The organism is Streptomyces roseirectus (assembly GCF_014489635.1).
GTDB classification, from domain to species: Bacteria; Actinomycetota; Actinomycetes; order Streptomycetales; family Streptomycetaceae; genus Streptomyces; species Streptomyces roseirectus.
Genome location: NZ_CP060828.1, coordinates 162,965 through 184,996, shown reverse-complemented (window position 1 = coordinate 184,996; position 22,032 = coordinate 162,965). Strand labels below are relative to the sequence as shown.

Below are 22,032 nucleotides of genomic sequence, written 5' to 3'. Positions count from 1 at the left end.
CCCCCACCCCGCTCAAGCCCCCACCCCTCCTCGAAGCCAAGTGAAGGCGTATCCATGACGACAGAATCCGTGTCCGCCCCACCACCCCCCGCCGAACCGGAGGAGACCGGCACCGCCCCCACGCGACGGACGTTCATCGCGACGACCACCGCGGTCGGCGGTGTCGCGGTCGTGGGCGGTGTGGTCGGCGGGTCCTTCCTCCTCGGCGAGGAGGCGGAAGCCGCGGCGGCACCCACGAGCCGGGTCTCCCTGACGGTGAACGGCACCCTGCGGACGGTCACGGTCGACAACCGGACCTCGCTCCTGGACCTGCTGCGCGAGCACCTGGGCCTGACCGGCTCGAAGAAGGGCTGCGACGCGGGCGCGTGCGGAGCGTGCACGGTGCTCGTCGACGGGCAGCGGCACAACGCCTGCCTGACGCTCGCGGTGCGACTGGAGGGCGCCGAGGTCACGACCATCGAGGGCCTGGCCGACGGTGACCGACTCCACCCGCTCCAGCAGGCGTTCATCGACGAGGACGCCTTCCAGTGCGGCTACTGCACACCGGGCCAGATCATGTCCGGCGTCGCGTGCATCCAGGAGGGCCACACCGGCTCACCGGAGGAGATCCGGGAGTGGATGAGCGGCAACATCTGCCGCTGCGGCTGCTACGTCAAGATCGTGCGCGCGGTCGAGAAAACCGGGGGCAAAGCCTGATGCACCCGTTCACCTACACCCGTGTCGCCAGCACGCGGGAAGCCCTGGACGCCGGCCGGCGCGGCGGCCGTTACATCGCCGGCGGCACCACCCTCGTCGACCTGATGCGCGAGACCGTCGAACAGCCCGAGGCGCTGGTCGACATCAGCCACCTCCCTCTGCGCGAGGTCACGGCCACCGAACGCGGCGGACTGCGCATCGGCGCCCTGGTGAGGATGTCCGAGGCCGCCGCCCACCCGAAGGTCCGCACCCTCTACCCGGTCGTCTCCGAGGCGCTGGAGCTGAGCGCGTCGGCGCAACTGCGCAACATGGCGACCATCGGCGGCAACATCATGCAGCGCACCCGCTGCACCTACTTCCGCGACGTGACGGCCGCCTGCAACAAACGCGACCCCGGCTCGGGCTGTGCCGCCCTGGAGGGCCACAACCGCACTCACGCGATCCTGGGCACCTCCGACGCCTGCGTGGCGACCCACCCCTCCGACGTCGCCGTAGCGTTCGCGGCACTGGAGGCGACCGTCCACCTCCTGGGCCCGGACGGCGCACGCACGCTCCGCTTCGCCGACTTCCTGCTGCGCCCCGGCACCACCCCGAACCGCGAACAGGCCCTGAGGAAAGGCGAGTTGATCACCGCCGTCGAGATTCCCGCCCTCCCACGCCCCCTCAAATCCGGCTACCTGAAAGTCCGCGACCGGCAGTCCTACGAGTTCGCCCTCACCTCCGCCGCCGTCGCCCTGCACATCCGCGCCGGCGTCATCCGCGAGGCGAAGGTCGCCGCCGGAGGCGTGGGCACCGTCCCCTGGAAACTCCCCGCCGTGGAACGCCACTTGATCGGCCAGCGCCCCTCCGCCGCGCTGTGGGCCGAAGCCGCCGCGAAGGCCGCCGACGGGGCACGCCCCCTGCGGCACAACGCGTTCAAGACCGAACTGCTCACACGGACGGTCGAGCGCCAGCTCCGTGTCGTGGGAGGTACCCAGTGAGTCCCCAGCCCCAGTCAGCCGTCGGCGCCCCGCTCTCCCGCGTGGACGGCCGCCTCAAGGTCACCGGCAAGGCCCTGTACGCCGCCGAGCACGACATCGAGGGCGCCCTGCACGCCGTGATCGTCGACGCGAGCGTCGGACGCGGCCGGATCACCTCCGTCGACACCCGCGCCGCCGAGCAGCACGCCGGTGTGCTGAGGGTCATCCACCACGGCAACGCGCCGAAGCTCCCCTACCGCGACAACGCGGGCTCCAACAACCCCGAGGGCCGGCGGCTGCGCGTCTTCCAGGACGACCGCGTCCTCTTCCACGGCCAGCCCGTCGCCGTGGTCGTCGCCACCTCCTTGGAAGCGGCCCAGCACGGCGCGAGCCTGGTGAAGGTCCGCTACGCCGCCTCGACGCCCTCGACCGACCTGGCCGACGCCGAGCGGGACGAGCCGACGAGGTACGCGCGCGGCGACGCGGAGGCGGGGCTGCGCGAGGCGCCCGTACGCCTCGACCTGACCTACCGCATGGTCCGCAACCACCACAACCCGATGGAACCGCACGCCACCATCGCCCGCTGGGACGGCGGGAAGCTGACCGTGTGGGACAAGACCCAGTGGGTCGTGGGCACCCAGACCGAGCTGGCGGCGGTCTTCGGCCTGCCGCTGGAGTCGGTGCGCGTCATCTCCCCGTTCGTCGGCGGCGGCTTCGGCAGCGGGCTGCGCTGCTGGCCGCACACGAGCGTCGCCGCGCTGGCCGCACGCGAACTGAAACGCCCCGTCAAACTCGTCATGACCCGCAGGCAGTTGTACTTCGGCACCGGGTTCCGGCCCGCCTACGAGTACCGGCTGCGGCTCGGCAGCGACCGGCGAGGGCGGCTGCGGGCCGCCGTCCACGAGATGAGCGCGGAGACGTCGTCGTACGAGAAGTTCGACGAGTCGATCATGGGCGCCGGGCAGATGTTCTACAGCACCCCGAACGTCAGCCAGGCGTACCACAAGGTGCCGCTCGACGTGAACACCCCGCTCTGGATGCGCGGTCCTGGCTTCACCAACGCGTCCTTCGCCATCGAGTCCGCGATGGACGAACTCGCCGTCGAACTCGGTGTGGACCCCATCGAGCTGCGCCTGCGCAACGAGCCCCCCGAGGACGAGTCGAACGGGCTGCCCTGGTCCACCCGCCGCCTGCGCGAGTGCTACACCGTCGGCGCCCGCGAGTTCGGCTGGGACCGCCGCGACCCCCGGCCCCGCTCGACCCGGGACGGCGACTGGCTGATCGGCATCGGCATGGCCGCCGGCGTCTACGACCCGGGGCGCTTCCCCGCGCAGGCCCGGGTCCGCCTCGACGCGGACGGCACGGCGGTCGCCGAGGCCGCCACCAGCGACATGGGCCCCGGCACCTACACCTCCCAGACCCAGGTCGCCGCCGACGCCCTCGGCCTGAGCATGCGCAACGTCACCTTCCGCCTCGGCGACTCCCGCTACCCGCCGACCCCGCCGCACGGCGCCTCGATGACCATGACCGTCGTCGGCTCCGCCGTCCTGGACGCCTGCGACAAGGTGCGCGAACAGGCGGTCAAGCTGGCGGTCGAGGACGAGGAGTCGCCCCTGTACGGCGTGCCGGCCGCCGAGGTGATCGTCCGCAACGGACGCCTGCACCCGCGGGGGAACCCGGCGCGCGGCGAGAGCTACCAGCGGCTGCTGGCCCGCAACAAGCTCACCCACCTCGCGGCCGACGGCGCCTACGCCGGGGCGCCGCAGCCCGCGCGGCACTCGTACTTCTCGTACGGCGCGGTCTTCACGGAGGTCGGGGTGGACGCACGGCTCGGTCTGGTCCGGGTGCGGCGGATGCTCGGCGTGTACGACGTCGGCCGCGTCATCAGCCCCAAGCTGGCCGACAGCCAGGCGCTGGGCGGCATGGTCGGCGGCATCGGGCAGGCCCTGCTCGAACACACCGTCACCGACCACCGCGACGGCCGGATCGTCAATGCGAGCCTCGCCGACTACCTCGTCCCGGTGAACGCGGACATCCCGGACCTCAGGGCGATCTACCTGGAGGGCGAGGACCCCGACGCCGACCCGCTCGGCGTCAAGGGCATCGGCGAGATCGTCCAGGTCGGCGTCGCCCCCGCGATCGCCAACGCCGTCCACCACGCCACCGGCCGGCGCATCCGCGAACTCCCGCTCACCGCCGAGGCGTTGCTCTGAACCAGGCGCCCCGAAAAGCCCGAACCCGGGCCCGCCCGCCGCCGGTCTCCCCGCCCGGCCGCTGGCCCTCCCCTTTCGCACCCCCACGGAGAACACACCCATGCTGAACATCGCGGACACACTGCGCCTCTGGTGCCGCGAGGGGCGTCCCTTCGCGCTGGCCACCGTCGTCGACGTGCGCGGCAGCGCGCCCCTGCCGGCCGGTACGTCCGTCGCGGTGGACCTCGACGGCAACGCGGCCGGCAGCATCTCCGGCGGCTGCGTCGAGGGCGCGGTGTACGAGCTGTGCCGGGAGGTCCTGGAGGACGGCGGCGGGCCGCGGCGCGCCTGGTTCGGGTACTCCGACGACGACGCCTTCGCCGTCGGCCTGACCTGCGGCGGCGAACTCGACGTCCTCGTCCAGCGCGTCGACCCCGCGACGCGGCCGCACCTCGGCGCGGTGCTCACCGAGGCGGCCGAGGGTCGGCCCGCCGCCGTCGCCCAGGTCGTGGACGGCTCGATCGCCGGCGCCCTCCTCGGCGTGTACGGCGACACCGCCTTCGCCGACCGCGCGCTCGACGACGGACCGGCCGGCCGGGCGGTCGCCGACAAGGCGGCCGGGCAACTGCGTGTCGGGCGCACCGCGCGGATCGAGGTCGGCGGGGACGCGGACACCTGTCCCGAACGGCTCTCCGTCCTCGTCCACGTGGCCGCCGCCCGGCCCCGCATGCTGATCTTCGGCGCCGTCGACTTCGCCGCCGCTCTCAGCCGCGCCGGGCACTTCCTCGGCTACCGGGTCACCGTGTGCGACGCCCGCCCCGTCTTCGCCACCCGCGCCCGCTTTCCCGAGGCGGACGAGGTGATCACCGACTGGCCGCACCGCTACCTGGCCCGGACGGACGTCGACTCCCGGACGGCCGTCTGCGTCCTCACCCACGACGCCAAGTTCGACGTCCCGCTGCTGCGCCTCGCGCTGGAGATGCCCGTCGGGTACGTCGGCGCGATGGGCTCCCGGCGCACGCACGGCGAACGGCTGGAGCGGTTGCGTGAAGCCGGCGTCACCGAGGGGCGGTTGGCCCGGCTGCGGTCACCGATCGGGCTCGACCTCGGCGCCCGCACGCCCGAGGAGACGGCCGTGTCGATCGCCGCCGAGATCATCGCCCACGCCCACCGCGCCACCGGCCGGCCCCTGTCCGAGGGCACCGGGCCGATCCACCGCGCCCTCGGCCCGGTCCCGGCCTGAGACCTCTGTAACCAACTCCGTCCGCTTCATTGACATCTCTCTCAGGAGTCCTACCTTTGGGAGCGCTCCCACAACAGTCCCGCAACTGGAAGGAGTCCCCCCACATGCGTACAAAGAGTCCGTTGAGCGGGCGTTCGCAGGCGTCTCTCCGCCGGCCTCTCCAGGCGCTCGTCATGCTGTTCGCCGTGGTCGTCGGCGCCCTGGCCTGGTCGACCCCCGCCCAGGCCCACGGCACCATCGTCAGTCCCGCCACCCGCGCCTACCAGTGTTGGAAGACGTGGGGCAGCAGCCACACGAACCCGGCGATGCAGACCCAGGACCCCATGTGCTGGCAGGCGTTCCAGGCCAACGCCGACACCATGTGGAACTGGATGAGCGCGCTGCGCGACGGCCTCGGAGGCCAGTTCCAGGCGCGGACCCCCGACGGGACGCTCTGCAGCAACAACCTCTCCAGGAACGCCAGCCTGGACAAGCCCGGGGCGTGGAAGACCACCACCATCGGCAACAACTTCTCGGTCCAGCTGTACGACCAGGCGTCCCACGGCGCCGACTACTTCAAGGTCTACGTGAGCAAGCAGGGCTTCAACCCCAAGACCCAGACCCTGGGCTGGGGCAACCTCGACTTCATCACGCAGACCGGCCGCTTCGCCCCGGCGCAGAACATCACGTTCCCCGTCCAGACCTCCGGCTACACCGGACACCACATCGTGTTCGTGATCTGGCAGGCATCCCACCTCGACCAGGCGTACATGTGGTGCAGTGACGTGAACTTCGGCTGAGCCGCACAGCACAGCACACAGCACACAGCACCGACCGAGCCCCGTCGGGGCAGGGGACCCCTGTGGTCACCCTGCCCCGACGGGGCTCCCGCGTCGAGGGCTTCCTGCGGTTGGCTGCCGTTTATCTGCCCGCCCCGCATGGGCGCCTGCCGGATGGCGTCGCCATGGCTACCCCCACGGGTGAACGCGGCGTGTACCGCGTGTAGTCGGCGTGTCCGTGGTGATCGACTGCCGCCCGAGAACTGAGCCGAAACGTTCGTCCGCCGGTTCAGGTCCTGTGGGGCTTGGCCGTGGGGCGGCCCGGAATCTGGGTGGTTGGTTGTGGAAACTGTCGTCGACAAGCGCAGGGAGAGTCATGCGCCGGATACGTACGTGCGGCCGGACGCCGCCCGCCGTGTAGTGGTCTCCGTGTCGATGCCGGTGCTGATGACGCACCGGCGCGCGGGACTGCGGCGCCGGATGTGGATCGCCGTCGCGGCGGTCGTGTTCCAACTGGCGCTGGGATCCGTGTACGCGTGGAGCGTGTTCGCGCGGGCGCTGCGGGAGCCGGGCTCGGCGTTCGCGTTCGACGCGACACGGGCGACGGTGCCCTTCAGCGTCGCCGTCGGGATGGTGTTCGTCGGGACGTGGTGCGGGGGAAGGCTCCAGGGGCGGTACGGGCCACGGGCCACGGCGATGATCGGGGCGGGGCTGTACTGCGCCGGGATCGTGGGGTGCTGCGCCGCGACGGACGCGGGGGACCTGTGGATCCTGGTCGTCTGCTACGGGGTCGTCTCGGGGTTCGGGCTCGGCATCGGGTACATCGTGCCGACGGCCCTGCTCCAGCGGTGGTTCCCCGACAAGCGGGGGCTGATCACGGGGATCAGCGTCGGCGGGTTCGGGCTCGGGCCGGTGCTGAGCGCGCCGGTGCTGGCGGCGCTCGTGGACCGGTACGAGACCGTGCCCACGCAGGCGTTTTTGCCGATGGGGCTGCTCTGCGCGGCGATGACCCTGCCGGCCGCGTGGCTGTTCGTGGACCCGCCGACGCCGGCGTCCGCCGCCGGACGCTTGGACGGGCACGCCCTCACCGGGCGTGAGGCGCTGCGCAGCCGTGAGTGGTACCTCCTCGCGACGATCCTGTTCGCCAGCGCGCTCGCCGGGATCAGCCTCGTCAGCGTCCTCGCGCCCGCCGCGCACGCCATCGCCGGGTACGACGCCCGCTCCGCCGCCGCGCTCACCGCGGCCGCCGGGGTTTTCAACGGGGTCGGCCGCCCGCTCGCCGGCGCGGTCTCCGAACGGGCGGGCCGCATGCGGACGTTCGCGGTCCTCCTCCTTGTCCAGGGCCTCGCCCTGCTCGCCCTGCCCTGGGCCCACGACCCCGCTCTGTTCGCCGTCCTCGTCTGCGCCGTCAGCCTCGCCAACGGTGGCGGCTTCGGCACCATGCCCGCGACCGCCGGCGATTTCTTCGGCGTCACCCACATCGGCGCCGTCTACGGCCCGATGCTCGTCTCCTGGAGCCTCGCGGGCGTCGTCGGCCCCCTGACCACCGCCCACCTCGCGGCGAGCGGCTACACGACGGCCTTCCTCACGGTCGGCGCCCTCACCCTCGCCTCGGTGACCCTGACGGCGATCACGAAGCCCCCGGCGAGCCGCCGCCCGGCGAACTGAGGCCCGCCACCGACACGTTCGCCCGGAGGGCAGGCCGGGCGAACGGCGACGAGGGCACCCCGGAAGGTGCCCGGCGCGGGCGAGAGCGACGGACACCGGACGGGGACGGCACCGGCCGCGCCCCTCACACCCAGTTCGCCCACCCGAACGTGAACACATAGGCCCGCCGCCAACAGCCCGAACGGGCCGCGCGGCGCGATGGTTCCCGGCGCGGAGGCGGGACTTGGAACCTCCGCCCCTCATCGCAACCCCCGCCCCTCAGATGACCGCCCGTACCGCCTTCTCGAACCCCTCCACATGCCGGCGCGCCAGCTCCGCCGCGTGCTCCGCCTCGCCCGCGACGATCGCCTCGATCAGCGGACCGTGCTCGCCGACATGCCCCGCCATGTCCGGGAGGCGGTCGATGAACAGGCACCAGATGCGGGTAGCGAGGTTGTCGTACTGGACGAGGGTGTCGTCGAGGTAGGGGTTGTGCGTGGCGGCGTACACGGCGCGGTGGACCTGGAGGTCGAGGTGCAGCAGTTCGGTCGCGCCCTGTCGCCGCACGTCGACGCCGGCCAGTTCGCCGCGCAGGTCCGTGAGGGCGGCGCGGTCGGCGGCGGTGGCCCGCCGGGCGGCCTGCGCGGCGGCCAGCGGCTCCAGTTCGAGGCGGACCTCGGAGACATGGGCGAGATCGGTGATGTTGACGTCGGTGGCGAAGGTCCCGCGCCGCGGATAGGTGGTGATCAGCCGCTCGTACTGGAGCCGCTTCAGCGCCTCGCGCAGCGGGGTGCGCCCCACCCCGAGGGACTGGGCCAGCTGCTCCTCGTTGATGGGCGCGCCGGGCCGGATCTCCAGGAGGACGAGCTGGTCCCGGACCGCGCGGTACGCCTGTTCGGCGAGGGACAGCTCCTCGGCCGCCGTCTGCTGCATGGATGCCCCCTTGACCTCTCCGGCGAGCTCCCATACCTTACCGCACAGCTTGATATATCAGTCGCGTACCAGTCGGTTCCCAGGATGGTGCACAGGTGAACTTGTCACTCCCGCTCGCCGAACTCGACCCCGCCGTGGCCGCCGCGGTGGCCACCGAACTCCACCGCCAGCAGTCGACGCTGGAGATGATCGCCTCCGAGAACTTCGCCCCGGCCGCCGTCCTCGAGGCCCAGGGCTCGGTGCTGACCAACAAGTACGCGGAGGGCTACCCCGGCCGGCGCTACTACGGCGGCTGCGAACACGTCGACGTCGTCGAGCGGTTGGCGATCGAGCGGGTCAAGGACCTGTTCGGCGCCGAACACGCCAACGTGCAGCCCCACTCGGGCGCCCAGGCCAACGCGGCGGCGATGTTCGCCCTGCTGAAGCCCGGCGACACGATCCTCGGCCTCGACCTCGCGCACGGCGGCCACCTCACCCACGGCATGCGCCTGAACTACTCGGGCAAGCTGTACGACGTCGTCCCCTACCACGTGCGCGAGTCCGACCTGCGCGTCGACATGGACGAGGTCGAACGCCTCGCCCTCGCGCACCGGCCGAAGCTGATCGTCGCCGGCTGGTCCGCCTACCCCCGGCAGCTCGACTTCGCGGAGTTCCGCCGCATAGCCGACGCCGTCGACGCCTACCTGATGGTCGACATGGCGCACTTCGCCGGCCTCGTCGCCGCGGGCCTGCACCCGAGCCCGGTGCCGTACGCGGACGTCGTCACGACCACCACCCACAAGACGCTCGGCGGTCCGCGCGGCGGGGTGATCCTCAGCCGCGGCGGCCTCGCGAAGAAGATCGACTCGGCGGTCTTCCCCGGCCAGCAGGGCGGCCCGCTGGAGCACGTCATCGCCGCGAAGGCCGTCGCCTTCAAGGTCGCCGCGAGCGAGGACTTCAAGGACCGCCAGCGCCGCACCCTGGAAGGCGCCCGCACCCTCGCCGGACGCCTGCTCGCCGACGACGTCGCCGAGGCCGGCATCAGCGTCCTGACCGGCGGCACCGAGGTCCACCTCGTCCTCGTCGACCTGCGCGGCTCCGACCTCGACGGCAAGCAGGCCGAGGACCGCCTGCACCGCGTCGGCATCACCGTCAACCGCAACGCCGTCCCCTTCGACCCGCGCCCCCCGATGGTCTCCTCCGGCCTGCGCATCGGCACCCCCGCCCTCGCCACCCGGGGATTTGGCCGGCCCGAGTTCCGCGAGGTCGCCGACATCGTCGCCGAAACCCTCAAGGGCGACACCCCCGAGGGTGAACTGCGCGACCGCGTCACGAAGTTGGCGAACGCCTTCCCCCTGTACGGAGACCTGGCATGACCGACGCCCCGCTCCCCGAGCACCCCGACTTCCTGTGGCGCAACCCGGAGCCGAAACGCTCCTACGACGTGATCGTCGTCGGCGGTGGCGGACACGGCCTCGCCACCGCCCACTACCTGGTCAAGAACCACGGCATCACCAATGTCGCCGTGCTGGAGAAGGGCTGGCTCGCGGGCGGCAACATGGCCCGCAACACCACGATCATCCGCTCCAACTACCTGTGGGACGAGAGCGCGGCGATCTACGAGCACGCCCTGAAACTGTGGGAGCGGCTGCCCGAGGAGCTGGACTACGACTTCCTGTTCAGCCAGCGCGGCGTCCTCAACCTCGCCCACACCCTCCAGGACGTCCGCGAGGGCGTGCGGCGCGTCAACGCCAACCGCCTCAACGGCGTGGACGCCGAATGGCTGGAGCCGGAGCAGGTCGCCGAGGTCTGCCCCATCGTCAACGTCTCCGACCGCACCCGCTACCCGGTCCTCGGCGCGACCTACCAGCCCCGCGCCGGGATCGCCAAGCACGACCACGTCGCCTGGGCGCTGGCCCGCAGCGCCGACGCGCACGGCGTCGACCTGATCCAGGGCTGCGAGGTCACCGGCTTCGTCAGGGACGGCGACCGCGTCGTGGGCGTCGAGACCAGCCGGGGCCGCATCCTCGCCGGGCGCGTCGGGCTCGCCGCCGCCGGGCACAGCAGCGTCCTGGCCGGCCTCGCCGGCGTCCGCCTGCCCGTCCAGTCCCACCCCCTCCAGGCCCTGGTCTCCGAGCTGCACGAGCGGATCCATCCGACGGTGGTCATGTCGAACCACGTCCACGTGTACGTCTCCCAGGCCCACAAGGGCGAGCTGGTGATGGGCGCGGGCGTCGACTCCTACAACGGGTACGGGCAGCGCGGCTCCTTCCACGTGATCGAACGTCAGATGGCCGCCGCCGTCGAGCTGTTCCCGGCGTTCGCCCGCGCGCACGTCCTGCGCACCTGGGGCGGCATCGTCGACGTCACCCCCGACGCCTCCCCGATCATCGGCACCACCCCCGTCGAGAACCTGTACGTCAACTGCGGCTGGGGGACCGGCGGTTTCAAGGCCACCCCGGCGGCCGGCTGGACCTTCGCCCACACCATCGCCACCGGTGAACCCCACCCCCTCAACGCCCCCTTCGCCCTGGACCGCTTCACCACGGGCGCCCTGATCGACGAACACGGCGCCGCGGCCGTGGCCCACTGAGGAGAACGCCGTGCTGCTGATCGACTGCCCCTGGTGCGGCCCCCGCGACGAGACCGAGTACCACTACGGCGGCCAGGCCCACGTCCCCTACCCGGACGACGCCGATGGCCTCAGCGACGCCGAGTGGGCCGAGTACGTCTTCTACCGCGACAACCCCAAGGGGCCCTTCGCCGAACGCTGGGTCCACAGCATCGGCTGCCGCCGCTGGTTCAACGTCCTGCGCGACACCGCAAGCCACCAGGTCCTCGCCGTCTACCGCCTCGACGAGCCCCGCCCGGAAGGAACCCGATGACCGACCAGCCCTTCCGGCTCGCGCACGGCGGCCGGATCGACCGCGCCGTGACCCTGCGCTTCACGCTCGACGGCCGCGAGCTGACCGGCCACCCCGGCGACACCCTCGCCTCCGCGATGCTCGCCAACGGTGTGATCGAGGTTGCCCCGTCCCTCTACCGGGGCCGCCCCCGGGGCATCGTCGCCGCCGGCGTCGAGGAGCCCAACGCCCTGGTCCAGCTGGCCGGTTCCCACTCCGAGGGCATGCTCCCGGCGACCACGGTCGAGCTGTACGACGGCCTGAGCGCCGCCACCCTCTCCGGCAAGGGCCGCCTCGACCTGGGCACCGACCCGTCCGTCTACGACAAGAAGTACGCCCACACCGACGTCCTCGTCGTCGGCGCGGGACCCGCCGGACTCGCCGCCGCGGCCGCCGCCTCCGACTCCGGCGCCCGCGTCATTCTCATCGACGACCAGCCCGAGCCCGGCGGCTCCCTCCTCGACCGCGCGGCGTGGGTCACCGGCCTGCGCGCCCGCCTCGACGCCGCCCCCGACACCGTCGTCCTCCAGCGCACCACCGCCTTCGGCGCCTACGACGACCACTACGTCCTCGCGCTCCAGCGCCGCACCGGACAGACCGACGTCGAGGGCGTCTCCCGCCAGCGCCTGTGGCACATCCGCGCAAGGCAGGTCGTCCTCGCGACCGGCGCCCACGAACGCCCCCTGGTCTTCGCCGGCAACGACCGGCCCGGCGTGATGCTCGCCGGGGCCGTGCGCACCTACCTCGGCCGGTACGCGGTGAAACCGGGCACGCGGGCCGTGGTCGGCACGACCAACGACAGCGCTTACGACACCGTGGACGCCCTGCGCGCCGCCGGCGTCGAGGTCGTGGCCGTCGTCGACGCCCGCGAGGAGCTGTCGGCGCGGGCCGCGGCGGCGGGCGGGGTGGTGCTGACCGGCAGCGCGGTCGTCGAGACCTCGGGGGAGGGGCGGCTGACCAGCGTCACCGTCCAGCGCCTCGACGGCCCCTCGGCGGTCGAGACGTTCGCCTGCGACCTGCTCGCCGTCTCCGGCGGCTGGAGCCCCGTCGTCCACCTGCACAGCCAGCGGCAGGGCAAGGTCGTCTGGGACGACGAACTCGCCGCGTTCGTGCCCGCCGGCACGGTCGTGGGCCAGCAGGTCGTCGGGGCGGCCCGGGGCACCTACGACACGGACCTCTGCGTCGCCGAGGGCACCCGGGCCGGGGCGCTCGCCGCGACCGAGGCCGGATTCCCGGTCCCCGTCCCCGAGGAGGTCCCGGCGGGGGCGCGCGGCGTGACCCGCGCGCTGTGGCTGGTGCCCGGCGAGACCTACGACACCCACTTCGTCGACCTCCAGCGCGACGTCACCGTCACCGACGTCCAGCGCTCGACCGGCGCCGGCATGAAGGGCGTCGAACACGTCAAGCGCTACACCTCGCTGGGCACGGCCAACGACCAGGGCAAGACCTCCGGCGTCAACTCCATCGGCGTCATCGCCGACCTGCTCGGCGGGGCGCCGGGCGAGATCGGGACGACGGCCTACCGGGCGCCCTACACGCCGATCGCGTTCGCCGCCCTCGCCGGCCGCGAGCGCGGCGACCTGTTCGACCCCGAACGCATGACGCCCGTCCACCACTGGCACGTCGAGCACGGCGCCGTCTTCGAGGACGTCGTCCAGTGGAAGCGGCCCCGCTACTACCCCGTCGGCGACGAGGACATGGACGCCGCCGTCGCCCGCGAATGCCGGGCCGCCCGCGAGGGCGTCGCCTTCATGGACGCCTCCACCCTCGGCAAGATCGAGATCCGGGGCGCGGACGCCGGCGAGTTCCTGAACCGGATCTACACCAACGCGTTCAAGAAACTGAAGCCCGGCAACGCCCGCTACGGCGTGATGTGCAAGCCCGACGGCATGATCTTCGACGACGGCGTCACCCTGCGCCTCGACGACGAGCGGTACTTCATGACCACCACGACCGGCGGCGCCGCCGGGGTCCTCGACTGGCTGGAGGAGTGGCTGCAGACCGAGTGGCCCGAACTCGACGTGTACTGCACGTCGGTGACCGAACAGTGGGCCACCATCGCCGTCGTCGGCCCCAAGTCCCGTGATGTGATCGGTCAGTTGGCGCCGGACGTCGACCTCTCCACCGAGGCGTTCCCGTTCATGGCGTTCCGCGAGACGACCCTCGCCTCGGGGATACCGGCCCGGATCTGCCGGATCTCCTTCTCCGGTGAACTCGCCTACGAGATCAACGTGTCCGCCTGGTACGGGCGGGCCGTCTGGGAACAGGTCCACGCCGCCGGACAGCCGCACGGCATCACCCCCTACGGCACCGAGACCATGCACGTCCTGCGCGCCGAGAAGGGGTACATCATCGTCGGCCAGGACACCGACGGCACCGTCACCCCGCAGGACGCCGGGATGGGCTGGGTGGTCTCCAAGCAGAAGGACTTCGTCGGCAGACGCTCCTTCGCCCGCCCCGACACCCGGCGCGCCGACCGCAAACACCTCGTCGGCCTGCTCCCCGCCGACCGCACCACCCGCCTCCCCGAAGGCACCCAGCTCCTCGCGCCCGACGCCGACCTGACGGCCCCGCCCGTCCCGATGCTCGGCCACGTCACCTCCAGCTACCACAGCGTCGCCCTCGGCCGCCCCTTCGCGCTCGCCCTCGTCTCCGGCGGCCGCGAACGGCACGGCGAGACCCTGCTCGCGCCCGTCGGCGAGGAGCTGGTGCCCGTCGAGGTGACCGACTTCGTCCTCTACGACCCCGAAGGGACCCGCCGAGATGGCTGACCAGTTCGCGGTGAGCCCCCTGGCCCACCTTTACGAGGCGCTGTCCGCCGCGACCGTCACCGGGGACCGGGGTGTCGCGCTCGCCGAACTCCCCTTCCTCACCATGGTGAACGTCCGTGTCGACCCCGCCTCCGAGGCGGCGGCCCGCATCGAGAAGGCCCTCGGGGCGGCGCTGCCCCGGGAGTGCGGGGCCACCTCCGCCGCCGGCCCCCACACCGCCGTCTGGCAGGGCCCCGACGAGTGGCTGATCCTCTCCCGTGCCGAACCCGCCGCCCTGACCGGCGAGTTGAAGGAAGCCCTCGGCACGTCCTCCGGCTCGGTCGTCGACCTCTCCGCCAACCGCACCACCCTCCAGCTCACCGGGCCCAGCGCCCGGGACGTCCTGGAGAAGGGCTGCCCCCTCGACCTCCACCCCCGCGCCTTCGGCCCCGGCCGCGCCCTGTCCACCACCGTCGGCCCCGTCCCCGTCCTGCTCTGGCAGGTCGACGACACCACCTACCGGCTCTTCCCCCGCGCCTCGTTCGCGGACTACCTCGGACGGTGGCTCATCGACGCCATGGCCGAGTACAGGGCACCCGCGATCCCCTGACCCCGAGGACCTGTCGCGGGGCGGCGCGTGGGGCGAATTTTCTTGACGAGGCTTTAACGCGCCCGCACGGAGCCATGCTTCAGGTGCGGGGAAGCGCCCCGTGACAGGCATCGGCGGGAGAGGCAGCACATCCGGTGAGCAGCAACACGGGGCTGAAGAAGGTCGAGATACGGCTCAAGTGGGACCCGAGCCCGCTGAAACAGCCCCCTCATCACCTCGACATCGTCGCGGCGACCTACGCGGCGGACGCGCCGTACGGGCGGCCGGTGTACGTCGTCCACTACGACAGCCGTTCCCCCGACGGCACGATCAACATGAGCCGCCACAGCACGACGGGGCAGGGCTTCGGGTACGTCGAGGCGATGACCGTCGAACTCGACCGCCTCGCCCCGTCGTTCGCCCGGGTCGTCGTCGGCGTGGTCATCCACCAGAACACCGGACCGAAGACCTTCGGCGACCTCACGGGCACCGGGGTCCTGGTCCTCGACGGGTACACCGAACTCCTCAAGGACGACCTGACGCGGCTCGCCGGCTCCTGCGCCTGCGTCGTCGCCGAGTTCACCAAGAACCCGTCCGGCACCTGGGAGTTCCGCCCGTCGCTCGCCGGCTCCGACAGCGAACCGGCGGAGTTCATGCGGGAGATGGGCGCGGCCCCGCAGCCCTGACGGCGCCGGACCGGCGACGTGCGCGCAGCCACGCCCCCACCCCGACGACGACCGCGGCGGCCCCGTACGCCCACGCCTGCCGGGACGCCCCCGGCAGCAACTCGCTGCCGAGATAGAGGAAGGTGCCCGCGAGACTGACCGCCAGCCACTCCCAGCGCCCGTCGAGGGCGACGAGGGCGACGAGCAGCAGCGCGTACCAGGGGTAGTTCGGCGACAGCAGGAGGAGCGTGGCGCCGGTGAGGAGGAGGGCCCCGCGCCAGGGTCGGGCGGGGTCGCCCCGCCGCCACACGAACAGCGCGGTCAGCGCGAGGAGTACGGCGGCCGCCGGGGCCGCGGCGGCGTCCGGCAGCACCAGCCGCAGGAGCGCGAACCGCCGCACGTCACCCGGCTCGTAGCCCTCCTCGTGCAGGTAGCCGGGCAGATAGCCGAGGACCCCCGCGCCCGAGGCGAGGACGTACGGCAGATAGACGACCACGACGGCGGCGACGGCCGCCCCGGCGACCCGCAGGATGTGCGCGGGCCGGCGCTCCCCGGACAGCGCGCCCGGCAGCACGAGCACCGGCAGGACCTTGACGGCGATCGCGGCCCCCAGCAGCGCCCCCCGGCGCGCCCCGGCGGTGGTGAGCGCCAGGACGGCCAGCAGGACGCCCAGCGTGTCGATGTGAGCGTTGTTCACCGCCTCCCACGCGACCGCCGGACACCACCCCCACAGCGCCGCCCGCCACGGATCCCCCCGCCGGCGCAGCGCCCGCAGCAGGGCGAGCGTCGTGCCGAACGCGAGGACGGCGCCGCCCACCTGGACCGGCTTGTGCCGCGCGTCCGGCGGGGACAGCGCGTGGACACCGAGGAACCAGCCCTCGGCGACCGGCGGATAGATGGTCGGCACGGTCGGCCGGTTGATCCGGACGCACAGCCCCTCGGCGGTCCGCGTGAGCCCCCACCCCGCGCAGTCCGGCGCCGGGGGGAACAGCCAGTCGTCACGCAGCCGGGACAGCTCAGGCGCGGCGGGCGGGAACGCGTACGGGGAGATCCCGGCCGCCTGCACACGGCCGTCCCAGGCGTAGCGGAACATGTCGTCGCTGGTGCGCGGCGGCGCGGCGAGCCCGGCCAGGGCGATCGCGGCCGACCCCGCCAGGACGAGACCGGTCGCGGCCCGCACGGGCACCCGCCGCACCGTCCACAGGGCGGCGGCGAACAGCGCCCAGGCGACGCCGTACCCGGCGAGCAGCGTGCCGGACGCGCTGCGGCTGTCGCCCGCCCGGAGGGTGACGACGAGGACGGCGACGAGGGCGGCCAGCAGCACGGCGGTGACCACGACACGGGCCGTGCGGGCCGGGCCGGCCGGCTGCCGGGCCGGTGACGACGTTTCGGCGGGAGCCTCCCGCACCGCCCCGCCCTTCACGGACACCCCCGCCGCAGCTCCACGAAGGCGCGCCCCGACACCGTCCACCGCCCGGCGAGACCCCACCCCGTCGCGGCCCGCACCAGCGCGCCGGCGCCGACCCGCGCCCAGGGGAACGGGCGCCCGTACCCACCGGACGCGTCCTCGACCCGCACGGTGAGCCGTTCGTCCACGTCCTGGGCGGCGACCTCGGCCACCAGCCGCCCGCCGGGCCGCACCACCGAGCCCAGCCGGGCGAGGAGAGCCGCCGGATCACCGCCGATGCCGACGTTGCCGTCCATCAGCAGCACCGTCCCCCACCGCCCTTCCCCCGGCAGCCGCCCGAACACGTCACGCCTGAGCGCCGCCCCGCCCTGCAGCCGGGTGAGGGCGACGGCGGCGGGGCTGACGTCCACCCCGAGCACCTGCGTCCCCCGCGCGGTCAGCGCGGCCACCAGGCGCCCCGGGCCGCAGCCGACGTCCAGGACGGGACCGGCGCAGCGGCGCAGGACGTCCAGGTCGGCGGCGTCGGGCGGCGCGCAGAAGCGCTCCACGTCCAGCGGCAGCACCTCGGCGGCGCCGGGCTCGGGAGGCGACAGCCGGCGCAGGTGCAGGGGGCCGCGACCGGCGTGCAGGGCGCGCCCGTAGGGGTCGTCGACCCAGGGTTCGGCGTGCGCGAGTTCGGCCGTCCCGGTCATCGGACCGTCTCCCCGAGCGAGGCGAGGAGAGTGGCGAACCGCGATCCGGACGGGCAGCGCGCGGCCACCGACACGGCGTCCCCGGCCGTGTCGATGTCCCGCAGCACCGGCAGCTCCGCGACCGTCAGCCCCGCCTCGACGAGCCTGCGGTGCTGGGCGGCCCCCGTGCGGTCGGTGGACATGGGCACGCCCCGCACGAGCGCCCCGGTGCGCGCGGGATCGGCCAGGCCGAGCGCCCAGAAACCGCCGTCGGCGGCGAGACCGAGCCAGGCGTCGTGCCCGGTGACGCCGACGGGGGCGAGGTGGGCGGGGGAGAGCTGCGGCGTGTCCATGCCGACCAGCAGGGCGGGGCCGTCGGCGCACTGCTCGAACGCGGCGGCGATCCGCTCGTCGAGACCGCCGGGGCACTGCGGGACGACGTCGTAGCCGGGCGGCAGCCAGGGACCGGGGGCACCGGCCAGCACGAGGACCCGGCGACGGGCGGGCACGCCGAGCAGGGTGTGCAGCGTGTCCGTGAGGGACGCCTCCGCGAGGGCCGCCGCCTCCCGCGGGGTGTAGGGCGGGGTGAGGCGGGTCTTGACGCGGCCGGGCACCGGTTCCTTCGCGATGACCAGCAGGGTGGGGCGGGACGACGACGTCATCGGGTACCTCCCGCGACGGCCGGGCGCTCGGCGAGGACGGTGCGCATGTCCCGGACGGCGTGCCAGGTGCCGCGCCACGTACCGGTGACCTTCGAACGGCCCGTGCGCGGGAGGTAGGGCACGTCGATCTCGGCGACCCGCCAGCCCTCGTCGGCGGCGCGCACCACCATCTGGAGGGGGTAGCCGGAGCGCCGGTCGGTCAGATCGAGCGCCAGCAGCCCCTTGCGGCGGGCGGCCCGCATCGGGCCCAGGTCGTGCAGCCGCACCCCGGTGCGACGGCGCACCAGACGCGCCAGCTCCAGGTTGGCCAGCCGGGCGTGCAGCGGCCACGCCCCCCGGGCGGTGGGCCGGCGCCGGCCCAGGACCAGGTCGGCGGCGCCGTCGAGGACGGGCGTGACGACCGTCGGCAGCAGACCGGGGTCCAGGGAGGCGTCGCAGTCGCAGAAGCAGACGATGTCGGCCGTGGCGGCCGTCAGGCCCGCGTGGCAGGCGGCGCCGAAACCGCGCCGGGGCTCGTGGACGACGTGCGCGCCGAGCGAGCGGGCGAGGTCCGGGGAGCCGTCGGTGGAACCGTTGTCGACGACGATCGCGCGCCAGCCGGCGGGGATGCGCGCCAGCACCCAGGGCAACGCCTCGGCTTCGTCGAGGCAGGGCAGCACGACGTCCACGGAAGGAGGGGGAGGTTTGATCACGCGTCTCACCCTACGGACGGGAAACGGACATAACGGAAGTCGTCTCCTTACGGATCGCTGACGTCCGCCACCGCCTGATCCACCGCCCGACTCCGGGTGTGAGACTCGGCCTGTGAAACGCGTACTCGTCGTGGACGACGACCCGACCGTCTCCGAGGTCGTCGCCGGATACCTGGACCGGGCGGGATTCGCCGTCGACGTCGCCGCCGACGGCCCCGCCGCCGTGGAGTCCGCCCGCGCCGGGCGGCCCGACCTCGTGGTGCTCGACCTGATGCTGCCCGGCATGGACGGCCTGGAGGTCTGCCGCCGGCTGCGGGCGGCAGGCCCCCTCCCCGTGATCATGCTGACCGCGCGCGGCGACGAGGAGGACCGCATCCTCGGCCTGGAGGTCGGCGCGGACGACTACGTCACCAAACCCTTCAGCCCCCGCGAACTCGTGCTGCGCGTCGAGTCGGTACTGCGCCGGGCCGGCGCGCCCCCGGCGGGACCCGCCGAGGAGGCATGGCTGCGGGCCGGCCCCCTCGCCCTCGACCCCACCGCCCGCCGCGCCACCCGCGACGGCACCGAACTCGCCCTCACCATCCGCGAGTTCGACCTCCTGGAGTACTTCCTGCGCCACCCCGGACAGGCCACCAGCCGCGAACAGCTCATGCAGCGCGTCTGGGGCTGGGAGTTCGGCGACCTGTCGACCGTCACCGTGCACGTGCGGCGGCTGCGCGAGAAGGTCGAGGACGACCCCGCCCGCCCGGAACTGATCAGCACCGTCTGGGGCATCGGCTACCGCTTCGACGCGCCCGGGAGCGAGGCCGGCCGTGCTCGCTGACACCCTCCTGATCGCCCTCTACTCGGCCGCCGGCGCGGCGGGCGCCGGGCTCCTCGGCCTCCTCGCCCTGCGCGTCCTGCGCCGCCGGTCCGTCGCCGTGTCCCTGGCCGTCGTCGCCGTCGTCACCGTGGCGGCGATGCTCGCCGGGACCATGCTCGTGTGCTGGGCGATGTTCCTGTCCGACCACGACCTGTGGGTGGTGACCATGGTGTGCGCCATGGCCACCGTCGTCTCGCTCGGCGTCGCGCTGCTGCTCGGACGGTCCGTCGTCCGCGGCAGCCGTGAACTCGCCGAGGCGACCCGCGCCCTCGGCGACGACGGCGGCTTCACCCCGCCCACCGCCGCGCCGACCGCCGAACTCGCCGAACTGAGCCGCGAACTCGCCGCGACCAGCGCCCGCCTCGCCGCGTCCCGGGAACGCGAACGGACCCTGGAGGCGTCGCGCCGCGAACTCGTCGCCTGGATCTCCCACGACCTGCGCACCCCGCTCGCCGGGATCCAGGCCATGGCCGAGGCCCTGGAGGACGGCCTCGCCGGCGACCCCCGCGCCTACCACGCCCGCATCCGGGCCGAGGTCGGGCGCATGAGCGCGATGGTCGGCGACCTCTTCGAACTCTCCCGCATCCAGGCCGGCGTGCTCGCCCTGTCCCCGGCCCGCATGTCCGTCTACGACCTCGTCGGCGACGCCCTCGCCGGCGTCGACGCCCTCGCGCGCGAGCACGGCGTCCGGCTCGTGGGCGACGGGGTCGAGCCGGTCCCCGTCGAGGTCGACGGGCGCGAGATGTCCCGCGTCCTCGCGAACCTCCTCGTCAACGCCATCCGCCGCACCCCCGCCGACGGGACGGTCGCCGTCGCCGCCCGCTCCGAGGCCGACCGCGTCGTCCTCTCCGTCACCGACGGCTGCGGCGGCATCCCGCCCGACGACCTCCCCCGCGTCTTCGACACCGGCTGGCGCGGCACCGACGCCCGCACCCCACCCGGCGGCGCGGGCCTCGGCCTCGCCATCGTCCGCGGCATCGTCGAGGCACACCGGGGGAGCGCGGTGGTGCACAACGTGCCGGGCGGCTGCCGGTTCGAGGTGCGGTTGCCGGTGGCGGGGTGAGACGGGGGCGGGCACGGCTGTGGGGGCGCCGGGACGCGTGGCGGGGCTTGTCCGGGGCGCGGGCCTGCGGGACACAGGGCGGGCCTTCGGCCGGGCGCGGGCCCGGGCTGCTCCGGGGCGCGCACGAGGTGACCGGGGGCTGCGGGGGCAACGGCGTGCTCCTTCCCGCAGCCGCGCGCAGGGCTCTCGGCCGATCGCGACGCGGGGACAGCACCGTCCCGGCCGCCGAGACCGCAAGACGGCGACCGCCCCGCAACCCCGCTCGCCCGCATGCCCCCTTACCCCGCCCGCAACTCCGCCCCCGCGAACTCCGTCATGCCCTCCTCGAAACCCACGCCCGGCTTCCAGCCCAGTTCGTCGCGGAGTCGTCGGGAGGAGGCGGTGATGTGGCGGACGTCGCCGAGGCGGTACTCGCCGGTGATCAGCGGGGGCGGTCCGCCGTGCGCGGTGGAGAGGGCGGTGGCCATCTCGCCCACGGTGTGGGGGTCGCCGCTGCCGACGTTGTAGGCGCGCAGGGTGCCTGAGGGCAGGGACGTCAGGCCGTCGAGGGCCGCGTGGTTGGCGCCGGCGACATCGCGGACGTGGACGAAGTCGCGGCGCTGGCCGCCGTCCTCGAAGACGCGGGGGGCCTCGCCGCGGGCGAGGGCGGAGCGGAAGAGGGAGGCGACGCCGGCGTACGGGGTGTCGCGGGGCATGCCGGGGCCGTAGACGTTGTGGTAGCGCAGGGCGGCGGCGCGACCGCCGGTCGCCCGTGCCCAGGCGGCGGCCAGGTGTTCCTGGGCGAGCTTGGTGGCGGCGTACACGTTGCGCGGGTCGGTGGGGGCGTCCTCGTCGACCAGCCCGGAGTCCAGGGGCTCGCCGCAGTGCGGGCAGGGCGGCTCGAAGGCGCCGGCGTCGAGGTCCGGCACGCGGCGCGGGCCCGGCCGGACGACGCCGTGGCGCGCGCACGCGTAGCGGCCCTCGCCGTACACCACCATCGAACTCGCCAGCACCAGCCGGCCCACCCCCGCCTCCGCCATGCCCGCGAGCAGCACGGCGGTGCCGAGGTCGTTGCAGCCGACGTACGCGGGCGCGTCGGCGAAGTCCTTGCCGAGGCCGACCATCGCGGCCAGATGACAGACGGCGTCGACACCGCGCAGGGCGTCGGCGACGGCCTCCTCGTCGCGGACGTCGGCATGCCGCCAGTCCACTCCGACGGGGACCGGCGGCGGGGTGCGGTGGGCGGCGGGCAGGAGCGCGTCGAGGACGCGGACCTCGTGGCCGGCGGCGAGGAGTGCGGTGACGAGGTGCGAGCCGATGAAGCCGGCACCCCCGGTGACCAGGATCAACATGCCGTCGACCGTAGCGGCGCCGGCCCGCC

At 73.7% G+C, this 22,032-nt stretch carries 20 protein-coding genes; 14 read left to right on the top strand and 6 right to left on the bottom strand.

What is annotated here, in order from left to right; all coding sequences use genetic code 11:
* Window positions 1–54 precede the first annotated feature (54 nt).
* The 6 genes from IAG44_RS00540 (at window position 55) to IAG44_RS00515 (ending at window position 7,516) form a co-directional block, all read left to right on the top strand.
* Window positions 55–696, top strand: coding sequence for a (2Fe-2S)-binding protein (locus IAG44_RS00540; RefSeq protein ID WP_187745149.1), 642 nt, complete (start codon window positions 55–57; stop codon window positions 694–696).
* The gene (locus IAG44_RS00535) at window positions 696–1,676 is read left to right on the top strand and encodes an FAD binding domain-containing protein (protein WP_187745148.1); all 981 of its coding nucleotides are present in this window, start codon (window positions 696–698) and stop codon (window positions 1,674–1,676) included. Before IAG44_RS00540 ends, IAG44_RS00535 begins: the two co-directional genes overlap by 1 nt.
* Complete coding sequence (locus tag IAG44_RS00530; RefSeq protein WP_187745147.1) at window positions 1,673–3,868, top strand: xanthine dehydrogenase family protein molybdopterin-binding subunit; 2,196 nt, start codon at window positions 1,673–1,675, stop codon at window positions 3,866–3,868. The genes IAG44_RS00535 and IAG44_RS00530 overlap by 4 nt, the downstream gene beginning before the upstream one ends.
* Window positions 3,869–3,968: 100 nt before the next feature.
* Complete coding sequence (locus IAG44_RS00525; protein ID WP_187745146.1) at window positions 3,969–5,090, top strand: XdhC family protein; 1,122 nt, start codon at window positions 3,969–3,971, stop codon at window positions 5,088–5,090.
* A 104-nt stretch (window positions 5,091–5,194) separates the two neighbouring features.
* On the top strand, window positions 5,195–5,869 hold the full coding sequence (locus IAG44_RS00520; protein WP_484601832.1) for a lytic polysaccharide monooxygenase auxiliary activity family 9 protein: 675 nt from the start codon (window positions 5,195–5,197) through the stop codon (window positions 5,867–5,869).
* A gap of 321 nt (window positions 5,870–6,190) precedes the next feature.
* Window positions 6,191–7,516, top strand: a complete 1,326-nt coding sequence (locus IAG44_RS00515; protein ID WP_246563432.1) for an OFA family MFS transporter — start codon at window positions 6,191–6,193, stop codon at window positions 7,514–7,516.
* A 258-nt stretch (window positions 7,517–7,774) separates the two neighbouring features.
* Here the strand turns inward: IAG44_RS00515 and IAG44_RS00510 are convergent, their stop codons facing one another.
* Window positions 7,775–8,428 (bottom strand): GntR family transcriptional regulator, encoded by a 654-nt coding sequence (locus IAG44_RS00510; protein ID WP_187745145.1) that lies wholly within the window; start codon window positions 8,426–8,428, stop codon window positions 7,775–7,777.
* Between the two features lie 95 nt (window positions 8,429–8,523).
* Here IAG44_RS00510 and glyA point away from each other — a divergent pair, with 95 nt between their 5' ends.
* The 6 genes from glyA (at window position 8,524) to IAG44_RS00480 (ending at window position 15,335) form a co-directional block, all read left to right on the top strand.
* The gene (glyA, locus tag IAG44_RS00505; RefSeq protein ID WP_281404261.1) at window positions 8,524–9,783 is read left to right on the top strand and encodes a serine hydroxymethyltransferase; all 1,260 of its coding nucleotides are present in this window, start codon (window positions 8,524–8,526) and stop codon (window positions 9,781–9,783) included.
* The gene (locus IAG44_RS00500) at window positions 9,780–11,000 is read left to right on the top strand and encodes a sarcosine oxidase subunit beta family protein (RefSeq protein ID WP_187745144.1); all 1,221 of its coding nucleotides are present in this window, start codon (window positions 9,780–9,782) and stop codon (window positions 10,998–11,000) included. Before glyA ends, IAG44_RS00500 begins: the two co-directional genes overlap by 4 nt.
* A 10-nt stretch (window positions 11,001–11,010) precedes the next feature.
* Window positions 11,011–11,292, top strand: coding sequence for a sarcosine oxidase subunit delta (locus IAG44_RS00495; protein ID WP_187745143.1), 282 nt, complete (start codon window positions 11,011–11,013; stop codon window positions 11,290–11,292).
* Complete coding sequence (locus tag IAG44_RS44150) at window positions 11,289–14,081, top strand: 2Fe-2S iron-sulfur cluster-binding protein (protein ID WP_187745142.1); 2,793 nt, start codon at window positions 11,289–11,291, stop codon at window positions 14,079–14,081. The genes IAG44_RS00495 and IAG44_RS44150 overlap by 4 nt, the downstream gene beginning before the upstream one ends.
* Complete coding sequence (locus IAG44_RS00485) at window positions 14,074–14,670, top strand: sarcosine oxidase subunit gamma (RefSeq protein WP_187745141.1); 597 nt, start codon at window positions 14,074–14,076, stop codon at window positions 14,668–14,670. The genes IAG44_RS44150 and IAG44_RS00485 overlap by 8 nt, the downstream gene beginning before the upstream one ends.
* 134 nt (window positions 14,671–14,804) lie before the next feature.
* Window positions 14,805–15,335: a TerD family protein gene (locus IAG44_RS00480; protein ID WP_187745140.1), complete on the top strand. Its 531-nt coding sequence runs from the start codon at window positions 14,805–14,807 to the stop codon at window positions 15,333–15,335.
* Here the strand turns inward: IAG44_RS00480 and IAG44_RS00475 are convergent.
* From IAG44_RS00475 to IAG44_RS00460, 4 genes are read right to left on the bottom strand one after another with little or no spacing between them, the layout of a single operon-like run.
* On the bottom strand, window positions 15,301–16,743 hold the full coding sequence (locus IAG44_RS00475; protein ID WP_425508414.1) for a glycosyltransferase 87 family protein: 1,443 nt from the start codon (window positions 16,741–16,743) through the stop codon (window positions 15,301–15,303). The two genes, IAG44_RS00480 and IAG44_RS00475, sit on opposite strands and share 35 nt — an antisense overlap.
* Window positions 16,734–17,414, bottom strand: coding sequence for a methyltransferase domain-containing protein (locus IAG44_RS00470; protein ID WP_187745139.1), 681 nt, complete (start codon window positions 17,412–17,414; stop codon window positions 16,734–16,736). Before IAG44_RS00470 ends, IAG44_RS00475 begins: the two co-directional genes overlap by 10 nt.
* Window positions 17,411–18,055 (bottom strand): TIGR04282 family arsenosugar biosynthesis glycosyltransferase, encoded by a 645-nt coding sequence (locus tag IAG44_RS00465; RefSeq protein WP_187745138.1) that lies wholly within the window; start codon window positions 18,053–18,055, stop codon window positions 17,411–17,413. Before IAG44_RS00465 ends, IAG44_RS00470 begins: the two co-directional genes overlap by 4 nt.
* Window positions 18,052–18,723, bottom strand: a complete 672-nt coding sequence (locus IAG44_RS00460) for a glycosyltransferase family 2 protein (RefSeq protein WP_187752422.1) — start codon at window positions 18,721–18,723, stop codon at window positions 18,052–18,054. The genes IAG44_RS00465 and IAG44_RS00460 overlap by 4 nt, the downstream gene beginning before the upstream one ends.
* 136 nt (window positions 18,724–18,859) lie before the next feature.
* Between IAG44_RS00460 and IAG44_RS00455 the strand changes: the two genes are divergently transcribed.
* Both IAG44_RS00455 and IAG44_RS00450 read left to right on the top strand, forming a co-directional pair.
* Complete coding sequence (locus tag IAG44_RS00455) at window positions 18,860–19,570, top strand: response regulator transcription factor (protein ID WP_187745137.1); 711 nt, start codon at window positions 18,860–18,862, stop codon at window positions 19,568–19,570.
* Complete coding sequence (locus tag IAG44_RS00450; protein WP_187745136.1) at window positions 19,560–20,672, top strand: sensor histidine kinase; 1,113 nt, start codon at window positions 19,560–19,562, stop codon at window positions 20,670–20,672. Before IAG44_RS00455 ends, IAG44_RS00450 begins: the two co-directional genes overlap by 11 nt.
* A gap of 278 nt (window positions 20,673–20,950) precedes the next feature.
* On the opposite strand, the gene IAG44_RS00445 is transcribed toward IAG44_RS00450, so the two are convergent.
* A complete protein-coding gene (locus IAG44_RS00445) occupies window positions 20,951–22,003 on the bottom strand; it encodes an NAD-dependent epimerase/dehydratase family protein (RefSeq protein ID WP_187745135.1) in 1,053 nt (350 codons plus the stop codon).
* Between the last annotated feature and the right edge of the window lie 29 nt (window positions 22,004–22,032).